Raw genomic sequence first — 17,525 nt, 5'->3', positions numbered from 1 at the left:
CTTGGTCTGATTGCCAGCCTAAATTAACCTTGTTGCAGTTTGTGAACGTACTGAACAATCTTCCACCGATCGTCGGGAGTAACCTGCGAGCCGTGTGGCCACATACGCCCTTTTCCGTTGGTGATGACGTGGAAAATGTGCCCGTCATTAAGCGTTTTTAACGCGTCAGACGAGTAGTTGGGCACCCCTTTGTATTGAGCAGCAACTGGCCCATCTCCTTTTCCTCCCTCACCATGACAATGCTGACAGTAACGACCGTAGAGTACTTTACCGTCGGCCAGTGATTGCTCCGTTTGCGGGATCGGGTTTTTCAATACGCGTTCCGAAATGCCCATGCTGTCACTTGGGATGTTGTACAACATGAGGTCAGCGCTCGTGCTGTCACCAGTCCCAAACTTCGTTTGATAATTTGGCCGGGCAACTGTACCAGTAGCTGGCAGACGCATGTTCAACCCCATTGGATTGATATCATTCTGCTTCACCTGACGATAAGGCTCGTATCCCACCGCATCATACATCTGCGGAGCATATTCGAGTCCCGTGTTATCGTGTCCCCGCTTGCAGCTAGAGCCCACAACAAGCAAACCCATCAGAGTCAGTGTTGCAATGCCCGTACTATATGCTGTTTTGATCATGGCTAAAATTAAAACTGCTTGACGTTTACCTCTGCGGCTCCCGACCGTTTGAGGATACCCTCGATATCGCCCTCACCGATGTCGTTCTTACTCATGTCGATAGTCATGGCGAACTTGTTATCGGTCGTTCTTAGATCGTACATCAACGGCTTTACAGTCGGCCCCAGCCCATTCGACAACAGGAATGTACCAACCATACCCAACGCGCTGAATAGAACAGTAAGCTCGAAGAAGATTGGCACATAAATAATTGGTGAGTAAGAATCCTTACCGCCAACTATCATAGGCCAGTCGTATCCTTCTGTATAGAAGGTAAGCAGGATAGCTGTGAGCGTACCGGTAAGGCCGAATAAGAAAGCGGCAATTCCAAGCTTGGTACGTGGATGACCCAGTGCTACATCTAGGCCGTGAATTGGAAACGGGGAATATACTTCGTGGATCTTCACTCCCGCTTTCCGTACGTCTTTTACTGCCTGCAATACGACATCATCGTCGTCATATATGCCTACCAGAAACTTACTGTTGCTATGCGCGTCTGACATGATCAGGACTTGTTAATTGATTGCTGTTCCGGTTTTATGGATACAGTCTGTTAATCGATATTCTTGTTGAACGTTGGATTCGTTACCCGCTCGCCTTTTGCAACCCCCGACACTGAAGCAGGCAATTTTTCCGACGACGACTTGATTACTGTTTTCACTTCCGCCATGTTGACAACAGGCAGGAACTTAGAGAACAGCAGAAACAAGGTGAAGAAGAGTCCGAACGAGAAAATATAGTCACTGATGTCGAACAGAGTTGGGTGGAACATCGCCCAGCTAGACGGCAGGTAGTCACGGTGGAGCGAGGTCACAATAATTACGAACCGCTCAAACCACATCCCGATATTTACAATCACTGACAACGTGAATGTCCAAACAACGCTACGACGAATTGCACGCGACCAGAATAGCTGTGGTGAAATTACGTTACAAGTCATCATGGCAGCATAGGCCCACCAGTATGGTCCCGTAGCGCGGTTGATAAACGCGTAACTCTCAAATTCAACCCCAGAATACCAGGCAATAAAGAACTCCGTCAGGTAAGCCACGCCGACAATAGAACCGGTCAATGTTATGACCTTGTTCATCGACTCGATGTGCTCAACGGTGATATAATCTTCCAGCTTAAATACTACCCGGATGATCAGCACCAAGTTCTGCACCATGGCAAAACCAGAGAAGATAGCACCGGCAACGAAATAAGGAGGGAAGATCGTGGTGTGCCAGCCCGGTATAACAGAGGTAGCAAAGTCCATACTCACAATCGTGTGTACCGAAAGTACTAGAGGAGTTGACAGACCCGCCAGAATCAAACTAATATATTCGTAACGAGCCCACGTCTTGGCAGAACCATTCCAGCCTAGTGAGAAAGCACCATATATATAACGTGATACCTTACTACGAGCGCGGTCGCGAATCGTTGCCAGGTCAGGCAACAGACCCATGTACCAGAATACCAGCGATACGGTGAAGTAGGTACTAATTGCAAATACGTCCCATACGAGGGGCGATTTAAAGTTTACCCATAGCGATCCCAGCGTGTTCGGCAGCGGCAATGCCCAATAAGCAAGCCACGGACGACCCATGTGCATCAGGATGAAGCTAGCCGCACAGATAACGGCGAAGATGGTCATAGCTTCTGCGGCCCGGTTAACGGCCGTCCGCCACTTTTGGCGGAACAGGAGCAGAATGGCCGAAATCAGTGTACCGGCGTGACCGATACCTACCCACCATACGAAGTTGGTGATGTCCCAGGCCCAGCCTACGGTTTTATTCAAACCCCATACGCCCAGACCTTCCCACCAAGTCCAGAATACACAGGCTGCTCCGTAAATGAGCACAACAACAGCAATCGTAAACGCGATTGTCCACTCACGGGTTGGTTTACCTTCAACCTGTCTGCTGATGTCCTCCGTTACGTCGGCATAGGTTTTACCACCGGTGACGAGAGGAGTTCTTACGGCTGATGTAACATGCGACATATTGTTACTATTTTCTGTTGTAAACGATTGGTTGATTAACCCGAAGTCTGGCTACACCGAAACTCCTTGTTCACTTACTTTGCTTAAGCTTCCGCTGTTTTCTGTACGCGCTCCTGTTTCGGACCTTCGTCTTTGTTACGGATCTTGGTCAGATATGAAATCTGCGGACGAACGTTGATCTCTTCCAGTACGTGGAATGCACGGCCTTCACGCTCAACTTCGAGTGTCTGGGTGATCGTGCTCTCTGGATTGTTCATGTCACCGAAGATGATAGCTTCCGTTGGGCACGACTGCGCACAGGCAACCTGCACTTCATCTGGCATCAACCGGCGACGCTCCTTCTTAGCGGCCAGCTTCGTTTCCTGAATACGTTGTACGCAGAACGAGCATTTTTCAATTACACCCCGCGAACGAACAGTTACGTCAGGGTTGATAACCATCTTGCCCAAATCGTTATTGAAATGGTAATCGAAGTTATCGTTGTCGAAATACTTAAACCAGTTGAAACGACGTACTTTATATGGGCAGTTGTTAGCACAATAACGCGTACCCACACAACGGTTGTAAGTCATCTGGTTTAGACCCTCCGTGCTGTGAGTCGTTGCCAGTACAGGACATACCGTTTCGCAAGGCGCGTTGCTGCAATGCTGACAAAGCATTGGCTGGAAGGTAACTTCCGGATTAGCCGAAGCAATCTCCAGTGCCGAGTAATCTTCCGCTTCAGCATCACTACTGTAATAGCGGTCGATACGCATCCAATGCATTTCCCGACGGTTAATTACTTCTTCGCGGCCGACCACCTGAATGTTGTTCTCTGCGTTACATGCAACCACGCAGGTGCCACAACCAATACACGAATTCAGGTCAATCACCATACCCCACGAATGGTTTGGCTTACCGTAGCCGTTCCATAGAGAAATGTCGGTTGGTGTTTTTGGGCCCTCCGATGTCTCGACGTGCGGGATGTAACGACCAGCCTGGGGATTCTTGACGTAACTGGCAAGAATTGACTCCTGCAACACCGCCTGACGGCCCATTACCGTTTCGTGCGTCTGTGTCTGCGCAATCTCCCGACGACCACTTGCCTTTGCAACAGTAGCCGCAAAAGCTGACATCATCACGACACCATTGCTGACACTGGCAAACGGAAATACGTTCTTACCAACACCATTAGCCGAGCGACCAGCCTTTTCGCGGCCGTAACCAATAGCGACTGACACTGTATTATCGGCTTGACCCGGCTGAACCAAAACTGGCAGGTCAACCGATTTACCGTTTACGGTAACCGTGACCATGTCGTTCTGCTCCAGACCCATGTCAGCGGCTGTCTTTTGCGAGATAGCGGCATAGTTGTCCCAGCAAGCCTTCGTGACCGGATCCGGTAATTCCTGAAGCCAGGGGTTGTTAGCGACTGAACCGGCGCCCATACCTACTTTCTCGTACAACGCCAGCTCCATACCCGTTCCCGGCTTGTAGCGCTGCGCGATCGACGCTGCTGCTGCTGCTGTATTACCAGCAAACGAAGCGGTCGAAGCGGCTTTTCCTTTGTTCGGCTCGAACAATCCGTCGTGCAGGCATTTTACCCAGAACTCGTCAAACGAACCAAATCCGGTCGCCTGTGGGAAATAGTTGGTACGCCAGAAATTTTTCAGATACACCTGAAAATCGGCTGGTCGTCCCGCCCACTTGAGCAAGCTCGACTGGAACTGACGTGTATTGTAAATAAGCGTAATAGCTGGCTGCGTCAGGCTGTAGAAACCAGCATGCGGCTCAGCATCGCCCCAGCTCTCCAGAAAGTGAGGAGTTGGGGTAATAAATTTAGCTAGTGAAGCAGTCTCGTCAGCCCGGTCCGCAAACGATACTGACAATGCAATTTTCGGCAACGCTTCAGCCAGTTCAGTTCCGCGTGCATGATCGTAAACAGGGTTTGCACCGTAAAACAATACCGCCCCGATCCGACCAGCTTTCGCGTCGTTAATAAAGGCGTTCATCTGCTGGTCATTGCCCTGACGGTAATTAACCGGCGTGCCTAAATCAATCGTGCTGCCATAGCTACCCAACAGACTGTTGAGTGCGTTGACCATCACCTGCACGCTAGGATCGTTCGATCCCGCAACAACCAATGCCTGACCGCGTGCAGCGACCAGATCAGCAGCCGCCTTGTCGAGATATTGTACCTCAACGGCTGGGGCCGTAACAGCAGCTCCGCCCAACTTAGCGGCTACTTTATTATATAGAGCAGCAACAACAAGTCCTTCCTGTGATGGCTTTATGGCACCCCGGTAATCAGCGTTCGACCCGGTCATCGATAGACCCGTCTCAAACTGATACAGCCGCGACATGGTCTTCTTACCATTACCGACAGCACCAATCTTGCGCGTCTGGATGTATGTTTTCGCGTTTTCCAGCGGAGCAATCCATGTACCTAAAAAGTCAGCTCCAACGCTTACAATCGTCTTTGCTTTGCTAAAATCGTATGATGGAATTACAGCCTGACCGAACGACTGTTGGTTTGCCAACATGATACCGTATGCCGATGTAGCATCGTACATGACGTGCTGAGCCGTTGGGTACCGGGTAATAAAGTCAGCAATTACCGCTTTCGTAGATGGGCTGAGAATAGTACCTGTTACAATGCGAATTGCTCCACCACGGGTAGCGACCGCAGCTAGTTGCGTTCCGATTTCCCGGTCGGCTGTAGCCCAGTCAATTTTTGCATCACCCCGCTGCGGGCCTTTCAGTTTGTCGATATCATATAAAGACAACACCGACGCCTGAACGCGGGCTGTTGTTCCCCCTTTCGTAATACTCGACTGTGGGTTACCTTCAATTTTGATTGGTCGGCCTTCGCGCGTTTCAACCAGAATGGCAGCATAATCACCACCGTCGGTATACGTCGATGCGTAGTAGTCAGAGATAGACGGGAACGTACCGACTGGCTTGTTTATGTATGGGATAGCCTTATGTACAGGCGTTTCGCAGGCAGCTAACGATACAGCGGCCATCCCGAAACCCATTGCTTTCAGAAAATCACGACGTTGGGTGTTTGAACCGCCCAACAGACCTTGCAGATCTTCGGATGAGTCGGTCAAATCAGGGTTGTTGAACTCGTTGTTGGCGTTCTTAACAAACGTTGCATCATTGCGCAGTTCTTCTACCCCTTTCCAATACCGTTTAGATGTATTTTCCATGCTTGTTATAATCCAGCGAGCGCTGGAATGAATAATGGGTATGTTAAAACGGACATGAAACCAATAGACTTGGCTATCAGTCCGCTAGTCATGGATCTTAATAGTGGCATTTCGAGCACTCCAGACCGCCAATGTTTGCGACTTTCAGTGGCTCTTTGCTGTCTTTGCTGTGCAGGGCGACAAGCTTGTCGTAGTACGCGTTGCCCTTCGTGTTGACTTCTGTCCGACGGTGGCAATCGATACACCAGCCCATCGTCAGCGACGACCGCTGTTCTACAACTTCCATCTTCTCGATCTCACCATGACATGTCTGGCATTGAACGTTACCAACATTGACGTGCTGAGCGTGGTTGAAGTAGGCCAGATCGGGCAGGTTGTGTACCCGGATCCACTCGATGGGTTGATTATTCTCGATAGCCGTGTAGATCTTTTGAATCTCTGGCGACTCCTTCTTAATTACCCCGTGGCAGTTCATACAGATGTTAGCAGCAGGAATCGTAGCACTTTTCCCTTTGTTCACGCCTGTGTGGCAATAATTACAGTCAATCTTGTACTGACCAGCGTGTAGCTTGTGCGAGTAAGCAATTGGTTGCTTCGGCGCGTAGCCCTGCTGAACACCGATGCTGTAAGCACCATCGATCGTTTCTTTAGCTACGACCAGCAGAAACAGCCAGATAACAATTGAGCGAAGCGTCGAATTGTTGAAGGCATCAGACGCACCCTGCTTCAGCCGCTGGGCGAATGACGATTGCGTTGCAGTTCCTTCGGCACTTACTGGCGAAACAGCTTTCGAAAGGATCGTAGCGATAGCCAGCAGTACACCAAGTACCAGTACCATCACAATCAACAGAGCAACCAGTACGATCGTGAATAACTCTGAAGGGCCGGAAGTGGCTGCGCCAGCTGTAACCGTAGTTGCACCCTTCTGGTCGGTGGTACCGCCAGTTGCTGCTGCTGCCGGAGCACCTTGCTGGTCGATGTACGCAAGGATACCGTCTATATCTGCGTTTGTCAGGCTTGGGAAGCTCGACATCTGCACCTTACCAAATTTGTTGAAGACTTGGTTGGCGTAAGCGTCACCGCTGGCAACAACTGCCGACGAGTTCTTGATCCACTTGTACAACCAATCTTTACCTGGGGTACGCTGTTGGACACCTTTCAGACCAGGGCCAACCAATACGTCATCACCAGTCGAGTGACACTGTGCACAGTTATTAGTAAACAGTGTCTTTCCTTTCTCAGCGTCACCGCCCCCACCACCTCCTGCTGGAGCTGCGGCAGCTGCTGGTGCGGCACCCGCTGGGGCTGCTGCCGCAGACGAGTCCTGAGCATACGACTGCCCACTGCCTACCATCAGCGCCAGAGCCAGAGACGCGGTCCCTAAAACTCTGTATAAATGGCTCATTTTGAGACGCATTTTAATTGATTGAATCAACATAAACACTACTACCTTTTTCTTGGCTTACAAAAGTACGACACGATCGCTGCATAGGCAAAAGTTGACCTTTAGTTATTTTTTGCCACATTTTTATTTATAAACATTCTAATCAATCGAAAGAATTAGTCTGTTTTTCACCGTTTATCGACCAGTGTGCGTTACTGATCGGCAATAAAAAACCATTCGCTTTTCTTCACTTGGCGTGAAGGTCAACGAATGGTTTTTTAAATTCATAAAAGAGAGGTTCCGAGCGGATTCGAACCGCTGTACGAGCTTTTGCAGAGCTCTGCCTAGCCACTCGGCCACGGAACCGTTTTCCCTTGTCGCGACCCTGCGGTCGGCTTTGGGAGTGCAAATATAGGTTTTAATCGATTGCGATTACGAGGGCGGCAAAAAAAAGCCCTGCATTTAGCAGGGCTTTCCAACATTATTCAGCGATGGTAGCCTAGTTACGGCCTTCCATTTGCTCTTTCAGCGCAGCAAGCGCGTCCAGATCACCTAGCGTAGCACCACGCTCTGGCTGATTCGAGGTCTGGGCAGGCTTAGCCGAAACCGCTTTTGGTTTCGACTCGCGAACCGGCTCGTTTTTCTCCTGCCAGGTACGTGTGTGCGACAGCATGATGCGCTTCTCGTCTTTCGAGAACTCCGTCACGCGGAAGTCGAGCGACTCGCCTACTTCGGCAGCCGTTCCGTCTTCTTTGGTCAGGTTCTTCAGTGAAGAGAAACCTTCGATACCGTATGGCAACTCAAGGGTAGCCATTTTGTCGTTTTTGCTGATGATCGTGCAACGGTGTACGGTGCCAACAGCGAAAACAGACTCAAACGTATCCCATGGGTTTTCCTCAAGCTGCTTGTGACCCAAGGCAAGGCGACGGTTGTCGATGTCCAGTTCGAGTACAACCACGTCGAGGTTCTCACCAACTTTGATGAAATCCGACGGATGCTTGATCTTTTTCGTCCACGACAGATCCGATACGTGTACCAGACCGTCGATACCTTCTTCAAGCTCCAGGAACAGACCGAAGTTGGTCAGGTTACGAACAACACCCGAGTGCTTCGTACCAACGGCGTATTTCGTACGCAGTTCAGGACGGGTCCAAGGGTCTTCGGTGAGTTGTTTGATACCCAGCGACATTTTCCGATCGTTCCGATCCAGCGTCAGCACTTGTGCTTCTACTTCGTCGCCAACCTTCAGGAACTCCTGCGGGTTGCGCAGGTGCTGCGACCACGACATCTCCGATACGTGGATCAGTCCTTCTACGCCCGGCATGATTTCGAGGAACGCACCATAGTCGGCTACGTTTACGATCCGGCCTTTTACTTTCGAACCAACCTGAATGTCTTCCGACAGGGCATCCCAGGGGTGAGCCTGAAGCTGCTTCATACCCAGCGAAATCCGCTTCTTATCTTCGTCGAAGTCAAGCACAACGACGTTGACTTTCTGGTCGAGGTGCAGCACTTCCGATGGGTGGCTGATACGGCCCCACGAGATGTCGGTGATGTGCAACAGACCATCAACACCACCCAGATCGATGAAGACACCGAAATTGGTCATGTTCTTGATCACGCCTTCCAGTACCTGACCTTTCTCAAGGTTGTTCAGGATCTGAGCGCGCTGTGCTTCGAGGTCTTTCTCGATCAGGACTTTGTGCGAAACGACAACGTTGTCGTTAGCATAGTTGATCTTGACGACCTTAACTTCCATTTTCTTGCCAACGAACACGTCGAAATCACGGATCGGCTTAACGTCGATCTGCGAACCGGGCAGGAAGGCTTCGATGCTGAAAATATCGACAATAAGACCACCTTTGGTCCGACGCTTAACGAAACCATCGATAACGAGGTCTTCGTCGAGCGCGCGCTGAATCTTCTGCCAGGCGGTGATAACTTTCGCTTTCTTACGCGACAGCACCAGCTGACCGTTCGGGTCTTCCTGATTTTCTACGTAAACTTCTACTTCGTCGCCCATTTTGAGCTCGGGCATATCCCGGAACTCAGAAGCAGGCACCAGGCCGTCCGACTTGAAGCCAATGTTGAGCAGAATCTCACGATCCGTAATCCCAACGACGGTTCCCATTACGACTTCTTTCTCTTTAACCTCCGACAACGTGTTGCCGTACATTTCCAGCATCTGGTCGCGTTCTGCGTCCGAATAGCCGCTACCAAACCCTTTGTTGTCTGCCCGATCCCAATCGAAAGCAGGCATTTCGCGCTGTTGCGTTTTGCTCATAAAAAATGGTTTCCTAACCCGCTCAGTACATCAGTCCGTGGGTCAATGGCGAACTGACTTTTAGGTTTAAATTTTTCCTTCCGAAAAAGGACTGCAAAGATAGCAAAAGGCTAGTATAAAAAGTTTCAAAATGTTGATATCAAGTGAGAAAGCTCATAGAAAAGCCCAAAGCCACCGGGCCGATTACGTGGTAGTAGTAATCGACCCGGCGGCTTTGGGCCACCGTTAGTTCATCTGTTACTGAAACGCTTTCTCCTTACGAGCCAGGAAGGGAAGCCAGCTTTCTTCGATGGAGCCGGAAAAGTCGCGCAGAAAAACCAGAAATGTTGGTTTGTAAGGCTTCTGACGCAGTTTCAGATTTGCTTCTTCAGGCGTGTAGTCTCCCTTGCGTGAATTACACCGCTTGCAGGCCGTTGCCAGGTTGTCCCAGCTGGTTTTTCCGCCCCGCGATTTTGGAAGAACGTGATCCAATGTCAGCTCATCACTGGTGCCGCAGTACTGGCAGCGGTGATCGTCCCGTTTAAAAATGTTCTGCCGGGTAAGCATTACGCCCTTGTACGGCAGGTTAACGTAGCGATGCAACCGAATGACGGTCGGCATTGGAAACTCGGCGGAAATAGTTCGGAGCTTGAGTAGCTCAGATTCGGCAACGAGTTCGGCTTTGTCTAAATAAACCAGCAAAAATGCTTTCGGGACGGAGCAGATGCTGAGTGCACTGTAATCTTGATTTAAGACTAATACTTTCCTGCCCATGTCGCGTTTGAATGCCTCTGTACGGTAGCAAGTTACAGAGTTATCCACATAACAGCAACAACTGTTGAAAAATTACAAGCCCTTACTATTCTTGATTGGTAGGCTAGTATTGTTCGCGTTGCATATCGCGTTTAACGTCGCGCTCCTTGATACTATCGCGCTTATCGTAAAGCTTTTTACCCTTTGCCAAGGCGATATCCAGTTTCGCGAATCCCCGATCAGTGGTAAACATGCGTACAGGCACAATAGTGAGTCCCTGATCTTTCAAATTTTCGGTCAGCCGGCGCAGTTCGCGTTTCGTCAGTAGCAGCTTACGGTCACGGAGTGGTTCATGGTTGTAGTGCGTTCCTTCAGAGTATAGAGCGATATTCATCTGACGTACGTACAACTCATCGTTCAGCAACAGGCAGTAAGCATCCTGCAAGTTGACTTTACCCTGACGTACCGATTTGATTTCTGTACCGGTCAGGGCAATACCAGCGGTGTAGGTTTCAAGAAAGCTGTATTCGAATGACGCCCGGCGGTTGCGGATGTCAACGCGTTTAACAATAGACGAAGAGGCCATAACAGTCCAATAAGGTCGGCAAAGGTAGCCGTATTAGACAGAAACGCAGGGAGGCTGTAACAGGTTTGTGACCGAAGTGAAGTTTGTCTTTCCCAAGAGCATTTACAGGTCGCCTGGTGGGCCGGTGTTTTCGTTGTAAAAAACGGTAGCGAAGTCACAGCCTCAAGACCCGGTACGGCACCGGCCCAAACCACGGCGATGTAAGCAGTACGCTTTGTAGAAAATCCGTAAACTGCCAGAGATGATAGTGGCAAAAACGATGCCCGAACCAGTATAAACCGATTTTATGGCGAAACTGGGTGCGCTAACTTTTCGCTTTAAAATGAAACGATTCGCCGATGTTACTATAATAAAATGAGGATGAACAGGCACAAGAACAGTGCCATGATTTCATGTATTCACATAGGCTGACCAATAAAAAAGGGTCACTGCTCAGCTGAGCAGTGACCCTTTTTTATTGGTGCCACTTCGCTTATTTCTTGGCAGGCGCTGGCTTGTCTTTATATTCTTTGTTCAGGCCGTCGAGTACAACCTTCGTACGGTCGCCGGAGGGGTCAGCAAACAGGATACCACCACCTTTGGTGTAGCCAAGTACAAACTCGTACTTATTCGTTGCATTCACCTTTTTCAGGTAGTCGTAGATCTGGTCGTACAACTGCTTGTTCTTGTTTTGCTCCTCAACCGCCAGATTTTGGGCGGCCCGCTCACGGTAAGCCAGCAAATCCTGTTGCTCCTTTTGCAGTGAAGCTTCGGTTGCCCGGCCCTGCTCCTGCGTCATGGTAGCAGCCCGCTGCTGAAAGAAAGCCACTTTATTCTGGAGGTTGCGGCCTTTGGTAGCCAGATCGTTTTCCAGTTGAAAGCGCTTGCTCTCCAGTACTTTCTGCGTGTCTTTGAAGAACTCGTATTTAGTCAACAGTGAATCGACGTTGACGTAAACGATTTCACGGCCTTTCGCGGCTGCGGGTTTAGCAACTACCGACTCAACGTCTGGCTGACGGTCTTTGAAGTGGAGATAGTACAAAACAGCGACGGCAACAGCCAGTACAGCATTGATAATCAGTGAGGCATTCTTCACAGGTAATCGACTTGGTTGGTGATAGTTTATCCGGCAAAGGTAATGGTTTATGCGTTTTTCGGGGTACGAGCCGCCGGGTTTATGGACCGACGGGTCAAAAAGCCGGTCAGCCCCGACAATCCCCCGACCAATCCGCCCAGGATCGCCGTTACCACCAGCGGCAACACAGCTGAGCCGGACTTAAAAAGCAGTAAGCCCATTCGGCTAGTAAAAATGCCATTGGTGTGCAGATGAATGATGAGGGCATACACCAGCCAAACAAGCGCAGTACCCACAAAACCGGCCATAAACGCCTGACCACCACTCGTACTGCGCCAGGCGCATACGCTAAACGCAACGATTGCCAGACTCCACCACGGCAGTACAAGCTGCGCCAGTGCACTAAGTAAGATGATGAGTACGATCTGAATCATGTCTTTTGGTTCTCAGCAATTTATTTCAGCGTGACACGCTGCCGAATACGCGCGTGCTTGGCTTGTGACGACGTAAAATAGAGTAGTTCGTTTAGCTTACCCTGCCGCCACGTCTCTACCATATTCACGTAGTACGGACTACCGGGATTACCTGACTGCCCGCCCGGATACACGCCGTAGGCTTTCGGTTCTGGCCCGAGCGCAACGACCATTCGCCACGAGGGGCCCGTCCGTTCGGTCGTTGCGTTGACTATACCAGCCCCACCGCCAACGTCCAGATCCATCACGCTGAATGCGTCGAGGCCGGGGATAAGATGGCGAATGTCGGTGCTTTTGTAGGGTCCCCACGCCCAGTTCTTACCAACAGCACCGTATTTGCGGGTCAGCGTATCACAGGTGGCGCGGAAGCTCTCCTGCATAATCTGCGGCAGGTGTTCGCGAGCGGACGTTTTCGTGTTGTCAAACCAACGGGAGCCGGTATCACGCTTCATCAGTGTCAGTGTACGGTCGAAGGTGGGTGGACGCATAGGCAGCGTATCGCCTTCGTTGAAATCATCAGCCCAAACGGCACGCATCAGCTGAGTTGTCCACTCAGTAAAGATCGTCGGGCCTACTTCAGCCGCATCGTTGTTTAGTTTCCACTGTTTAAGCGTTTGTAATGCCTGCAACTCGGCAGGTTTCAATCCTTTTTCCGACAGCAGCGGTAAGAGGGTCGGCAAAGCATCGGCAGCGCGAAGGTTGTGCACGTCGTTTTGCAATTGACGTAGGCTATCGATGGTCGCCCGGTTCATCTGTGCCAGCCGATCATTTATCCGTTCCCCTCGTTCGTAAGGCGCAAAAATCCAGTTGAGGTAGTACGGATACGTGGGGTCAGTAGATGATTGGTTCGCCGAACTGACAAAGTGCCGGGGTGGGTTTTTCACCAGCGGATTCTGCTCAGCAGGAATGTAGCCGTGCCAGTCGTCGGCGGGGTTGGTACCGTCGAGCATAAATTTGCCCTGCTGTCGCCATTTCAGCGGAAACCGGCCGTTGGGTGAAATAGCGATGTCGTTCTGATTATCAGCGAAAACGAAGTTTTGCGCTGGGGCCACGTAATACGCCAGTGCTTTTCGATAGTCGGCGAAGTTGCGGGCACGATTGAGCTGGTAAAAGCAGATTAATTCGTTCGACGGTTTGTGCGCAATCCACTGAGCCGCGTAGCCAACCGGAATGTTTCGCTTGAACGATTTCTGACCGGTCTCATAGACCACCGGCCCATGATGCGTGTACAGCACGGTGTCGCTGACTGTCGGTTGCCCTTTCACCGCGATTTGCTCGATGCGCTGACGAACAGGTTTCCACCGGTTGTCGTGCCAGTATTCCCGGCGTGATGCATCGCGGAACTTGATCGCGTAAAAATCAAGCACGTCGGAGCCAACGTTGGTGACACCCCAGGCTACGTCTTTATTGAAGCCGATAATCACGTTGGGCGATCCCGGTAACGACGCGCCGTATACGTTTACCGTCGGCGAAACAAGCTGAATCTGGTACCAGATCGACGGTAAGCTCAGCGTTAGGTGGGGATCATTCGCCAGGATGGGATGGCCCGTTGCCGATTTTTCTGCGCCCACAGCCCAGTTGTTTGAGCCAATTGCCGGGTTCGCCCGTGGGTGTTTCATCGCCTGAGTCATCGCGAAGTCGGGCAGGTCAGCGATATTTTGCCCGCTGTCGGCCGGTATTTCGGGTATCGGCAACGGGATAAAATCCCATTTCGTACCCACCGGAATAATCGGGTCTTCGTGCGCCGGATAGTTGGGAAATAGATCGGCCGTGACGGTGGGTCCGTACTTACGCAGCACGTTGGTCATCAGCAAATCGTCGGCCCCGCTCGCCAGCGTACTGGTCATGGCTTTGAGCAGCAAAGCGCACTTCAGTGGTGTCCAGTCTTCAGGCGTATACCCCAACAGCTTGTACTCGACCGGATATTTCGCCGGGGAGAGCTGCCTGATCCAAGCATTGACACCTGCCGAGTAAGCTTCCAGCATCGCCCGCGTCTGCGGGTCTTTGTTCATCTCGGCCAGCGTCTGCTCAGCACCGAATCCCATGCCCATACGCCGGTTAAAACGGTCCAGCTCAAGTGCCCGGCTACCCACCACTTCCGACAAACGACCGGCAGCCGCGTGCGTCTGAAACTCCATCTGCCAGAGCCGGTCGCGGGCGGTCAGGTAGCCTTGTGCGAAATAAAGGTCATGGTCGTTGCGGGCAAACACGTGCGGCACAGCCATATCGTCGATCAGCACCGTGACGGGCTCCTGCGTACCAGCTACCGATAGTTCCTCATCATTGGTATGCGTGGTTTCCGCATTTTGCCAGAAACCCGTAAAGGGACTCAGCAAGGGGCCGAATGCGGGAATGCTGCCCCACGATCGGTTTAAGGCCCAGACGAGTGCGACAGTGAGCAGACCCGTAACCAAAGCAGCGAAATAACGCATAGAACGGAATGAGGAGTAGGGGTTGGTTCTGCAAGATTGCTATTCCGCCATTCAACTAAAAATTCATGCATTTTACGGCTGGTGGGTTCTGCGATAAAAAGAAAGGTATTTGTGAATGGTCGTGTACTTTTGAGGTCAGATTCAGTTGCTTATCCCATGCGCCTACCCATTGCTCTGCTGCTGTTCCTGACTTCCATGACTTCACCCACTACTGAGCCACCAGCCTCATTCGACATCGAGGGGCATCGCGGTTGCCGGGGTCTGATGCCGGAAAATACCATTCCGGCATTTATCAAAGCACTTGATCTGGGCGTAACGACGCTGGAAATGGATGTAGTTATTAGCCAGGACAAACAGGTGGTCGTGTCGCACGACCCTTACTTTAACGCTGACTTTAGCATTGCGCCCGATGGAAAGCCGGTCGATAAAGCGCGGCAGAAAGAACTCAACCTATACCGGCTGGCCTACGACGAGATACGTCGGTACGACACCGGTTCGAACGGCAATCCAAAGTTCCCCGAACAGCAACGATTAAAGGCATACAAACCGTTGCTTTCCGAAGTAATCGAGCGGGTCGAAGCGTATCGGCAGGTGCATAATCTGCCGCCGGTGGCTTACAACATCGAACTGAAAAGCGAAGCCAGTGAGTACAATATCAGTCAGCCGGAACCCGCGCCTTTTTGTGATTTGGTACAGACGGTGCTGAAAGACCGGCTTCCGGCAAACCGAATCATCATTCAGAGCTTTGACTTTGCGGTGCTCAAACACTGGAAGCAGCAGGCCGATGCAGGTCATTACCCAACTGTCAGGCTGGCGGCACTGGTCGAGAACCTGCGCGGGGCAGAAAAGAATCTGGCAGAGCTGGGTTTCAAACCAGCCATCTACAGCCCGTATTATCGACTACTAAGCCGAAAAACCATTCAATCGCTGCACGAACAGGGTATTCAGGTTATTCCATGGACGGTCAATCAGAGAAAGGATATGGAACGGCTTAAACGCTGGGGTATCGATGGGTTAATTACCGATTACCCAGACCGGGCAGTGGGTTTGTGAAAACTAAGCCATCGAAGACGAGTTTTAAAATCAGGTCAAACTGGCCGGGCGAATTTCTGCTTACTTTAGCACCATGACCCTCTTAAACACTACGCTTAAATGGCTGTTGCAACGGCGTTTGCCCCGCATCGAAGCCATGATGAAAGATCCTGGCGCGGTGCAGCAGCGTACCTTTTCGCAGCTCATCCGGTCGGGAACGCGTACAGAGTGGGGGAAGCAGCATCAGTACAAATCCATCCGCAGCGTCGCTGATTTTCAGCGGCAGGTTCCCATTTCCAGCTACGAAGACCTGTTTCCGTACATCGAGCGGGTCATGATGGGCGAAAGTAAAGTACTGTGGCCGTCGCCGGTGCGGTGGTTCGCCAAATCGTCGGGCACCACCAATGCCCGCAGCAAGTTTATTCCCGTTACGCCCGAATCGCTGGACGAAGGGCATTTCAAAGGGGGCAAAGACATGATGGCCCTCTACGTGGCCAACCACCCCGACAGCCGGACGTTTGATGGTAAAGGATTGTCGATTGGCGGTAGTTTGCAGGGCAACCCTTACGCGGCCAACAGTGCCGCCGGTGATGTGTCGGCGGTGGTCATGAAAAACCTGCCAAGCTGGGCGCAATTCATCCGCACGCCATCGGTGGAGGTGGCACTGATGGACGAATGGGAAAGTAAGCTCGACCGGATGGCCGACATTACGAAAGATCAGAACGTAACCAGTATGCTCGGCGCGCCGACCTGGGGTCTGGTGCTGATCGATAAGATTCTGGCCCGGACGGGGAAGCAAAACATCTTGGAAGTTTGGCCCAATTTTGAACTGCTCGTTCATGGGGCTGTCAACTTCCAACCCTACCGCGACCTGTTCCGGCAGCAGGTATTCCCCTCAGAGTCAGTACGGTATCAGGAAGTGTATAACGCATCGGAAGGATTTTTTGCCATCCAGGATGATATGGGTCGGCCCGGCGAGATGCTGCTTATGCTCGACTATGGCATTTTTTACGAGTTTGTGCCCATCGCGGAATCGAATCAGCCGTACCCGAAAGCACTAACGATCGACGAAGTCGAACTCGACCAGAATTATGCGCTCATCGTCTCGACCAACGGCGGGCTATGGCGTTACCGCGTGGGCGATACCGTCCGGTTTACGTCGCTGTACCCGCACCGCCTGAAGGTAAGCGGCCGCACCAAGCATTTCATCAATGCATTTGGCGAAGAAATGATCGTGGAAAACGCGGAAGTGGCCGTTACCCGCGCCTGCGAAGCAACCGGCGCTGTGATTGCTGACTATACTGCTGGACCAGTTTATATGGGTAACGGCACGAGCGGTTGCCACGAATGGATTATCGAATTCGCGCAGGAACCCGTCAGCATGAGCCGATTTGAACAGATTCTCGATCAGACGTTACGGGAGATCAATTCGGACTACGACGCCAAGCGATACAACGACTTTGTGCTGCGCCCACCCCGCATCCATGTGGTACCCCGTGGTACGTTCTACACCTGGATGAAGCAGCGCGGCAAACTGGGCGGTCAACACAAAGTACCCCGGCTGGCTAACACCCGCGAATACCTGGATGACATCCTTGGTCGGGTACTCTCGCGCTGATTAGCCCCGCCCTACCTTTTTCTCCCGCAACAGCACACAAGTTAGTACGCTCAGTTTTTGTTCCTGAGTTGTTTGAGCGGC

Annotated in this window: 13 protein-coding genes and 1 tRNA gene; 2 read left to right on the top strand and 12 right to left on the bottom strand. The window is 51.4% G+C overall.

Annotated elements, in window-relative coordinates; translation table 11 throughout:
* Positions 1-23: 23 nt before the first annotated feature.
* The 12 genes from HH216_RS06550 to HH216_RS06495 all read right to left on the bottom strand — a co-directional run bounded on the left by HH216_RS06550 (position 24) and on the right by HH216_RS06495 (position 14,794).
* Entirely contained in the window at positions 24-590 is a 567-nt protein-coding gene (locus tag HH216_RS06550) for a c-type cytochrome (RefSeq protein WP_408641788.1), read from the bottom strand.
* Between the two features lie 53 nt (positions 591-643).
* On the bottom strand, positions 644-1,177 hold the full coding sequence (locus tag HH216_RS06545) for a DUF3341 domain-containing protein (RefSeq protein ID WP_169550059.1): 534 nt from the start codon (positions 1,175-1,177) through the stop codon (positions 644-646).
* Positions 1,178-1,227: 50 nt separating this feature from the next.
* Complete coding sequence (gene nrfD, locus HH216_RS06540; RefSeq protein ID WP_169550058.1) at positions 1,228-2,658, bottom strand: NrfD/PsrC family molybdoenzyme membrane anchor subunit; 1,431 nt, start codon at positions 2,656-2,658, stop codon at positions 1,228-1,230.
* A gap of 83 nt (positions 2,659-2,741) precedes the next feature.
* Positions 2,742-5,849 carry a TAT-variant-translocated molybdopterin oxidoreductase gene (locus HH216_RS06535; protein ID WP_169550057.1) on the bottom strand — a complete coding sequence of 1,036 codons (3,108 nt, stop codon included), beginning with the start codon at positions 5,847-5,849 and terminating at the stop codon, positions 2,742-2,744.
* A 97-nt stretch (positions 5,850-5,946) separates the two neighbouring features.
* Positions 5,947-7,287, bottom strand: coding sequence for a c-type cytochrome (locus HH216_RS06530; protein ID WP_169550056.1), 1,341 nt, complete (start codon positions 7,285-7,287; stop codon positions 5,947-5,949).
* Positions 7,288-7,528: 241 nt separating this feature from the next.
* Positions 7,529-7,599, bottom strand: a tRNA-Cys gene (locus tag HH216_RS06525).
* 133 nt (positions 7,600-7,732) lie between these two features.
* On the bottom strand, positions 7,733-9,517 hold the full coding sequence (gene rpsA / locus HH216_RS06520; RefSeq protein ID WP_169550055.1) for a 30S ribosomal protein S1: 1,785 nt from the start codon (positions 9,515-9,517) through the stop codon (positions 7,733-7,735).
* Between the two features lie 237 nt (positions 9,518-9,754).
* Complete coding sequence (locus tag HH216_RS06515) at positions 9,755-10,270, bottom strand: HNH endonuclease (protein WP_169553285.1); 516 nt, start codon at positions 10,268-10,270, stop codon at positions 9,755-9,757.
* A 103-nt stretch (positions 10,271-10,373) separates the two neighbouring features.
* Entirely contained in the window at positions 10,374-10,835 is a 462-nt protein-coding gene (smpB, locus tag HH216_RS06510) for an SsrA-binding protein SmpB (protein ID WP_169550054.1), read from the bottom strand.
* Positions 10,836-11,307: 472 nt separating this feature from the next.
* Positions 11,308-11,910 carry an OmpH family outer membrane protein gene (locus HH216_RS06505; RefSeq protein WP_169550053.1) on the bottom strand — a complete coding sequence of 201 codons (603 nt, stop codon included), beginning with the start codon at positions 11,908-11,910 and terminating at the stop codon, positions 11,308-11,310.
* Positions 11,911-11,957: 47 nt separating this feature from the next.
* Positions 11,958-12,323 carry a hypothetical protein gene (locus HH216_RS06500; protein ID WP_169550052.1) on the bottom strand — a complete coding sequence of 122 codons (366 nt, stop codon included), beginning with the start codon at positions 12,321-12,323 and terminating at the stop codon, positions 11,958-11,960.
* Positions 12,324-12,343: 20 nt separating this feature from the next.
* A complete protein-coding gene (locus HH216_RS06495) occupies positions 12,344-14,794 on the bottom strand; it encodes a penicillin acylase family protein (protein ID WP_169550051.1) in 2,451 nt (816 codons plus the stop codon).
* Between the two features lie 156 nt (positions 14,795-14,950).
* Here HH216_RS06495 and HH216_RS06490 point away from each other — a divergent pair, with 156 nt between their 5' ends.
* Together HH216_RS06490 and HH216_RS06485 are read left to right on the top strand one after the other, a co-directional pair.
* Positions 14,951-15,847 carry a glycerophosphodiester phosphodiesterase family protein gene (locus HH216_RS06490; RefSeq protein ID WP_169550050.1) on the top strand — a complete coding sequence of 299 codons (897 nt, stop codon included), beginning with the start codon at positions 14,951-14,953 and terminating at the stop codon, positions 15,845-15,847.
* Between the two features lie 73 nt (positions 15,848-15,920).
* Positions 15,921-17,444 (top strand): GH3 auxin-responsive promoter family protein, encoded by a 1,524-nt coding sequence (locus tag HH216_RS06485; protein WP_169550049.1) that lies wholly within the window; start codon positions 15,921-15,923, stop codon positions 17,442-17,444.
* Positions 17,445-17,525 lie beyond the last annotated feature (81 nt).

The organism is Spirosoma rhododendri (assembly GCF_012849055.1).
Classification (GTDB): Bacteria; Bacteroidota; Bacteroidia; order Cytophagales; family Spirosomataceae; genus Spirosoma; species Spirosoma rhododendri.
The sequence above is the reverse complement of the archived record's forward strand: the minus strand, read 5'-3'. Positions and strand labels throughout refer to the sequence as shown.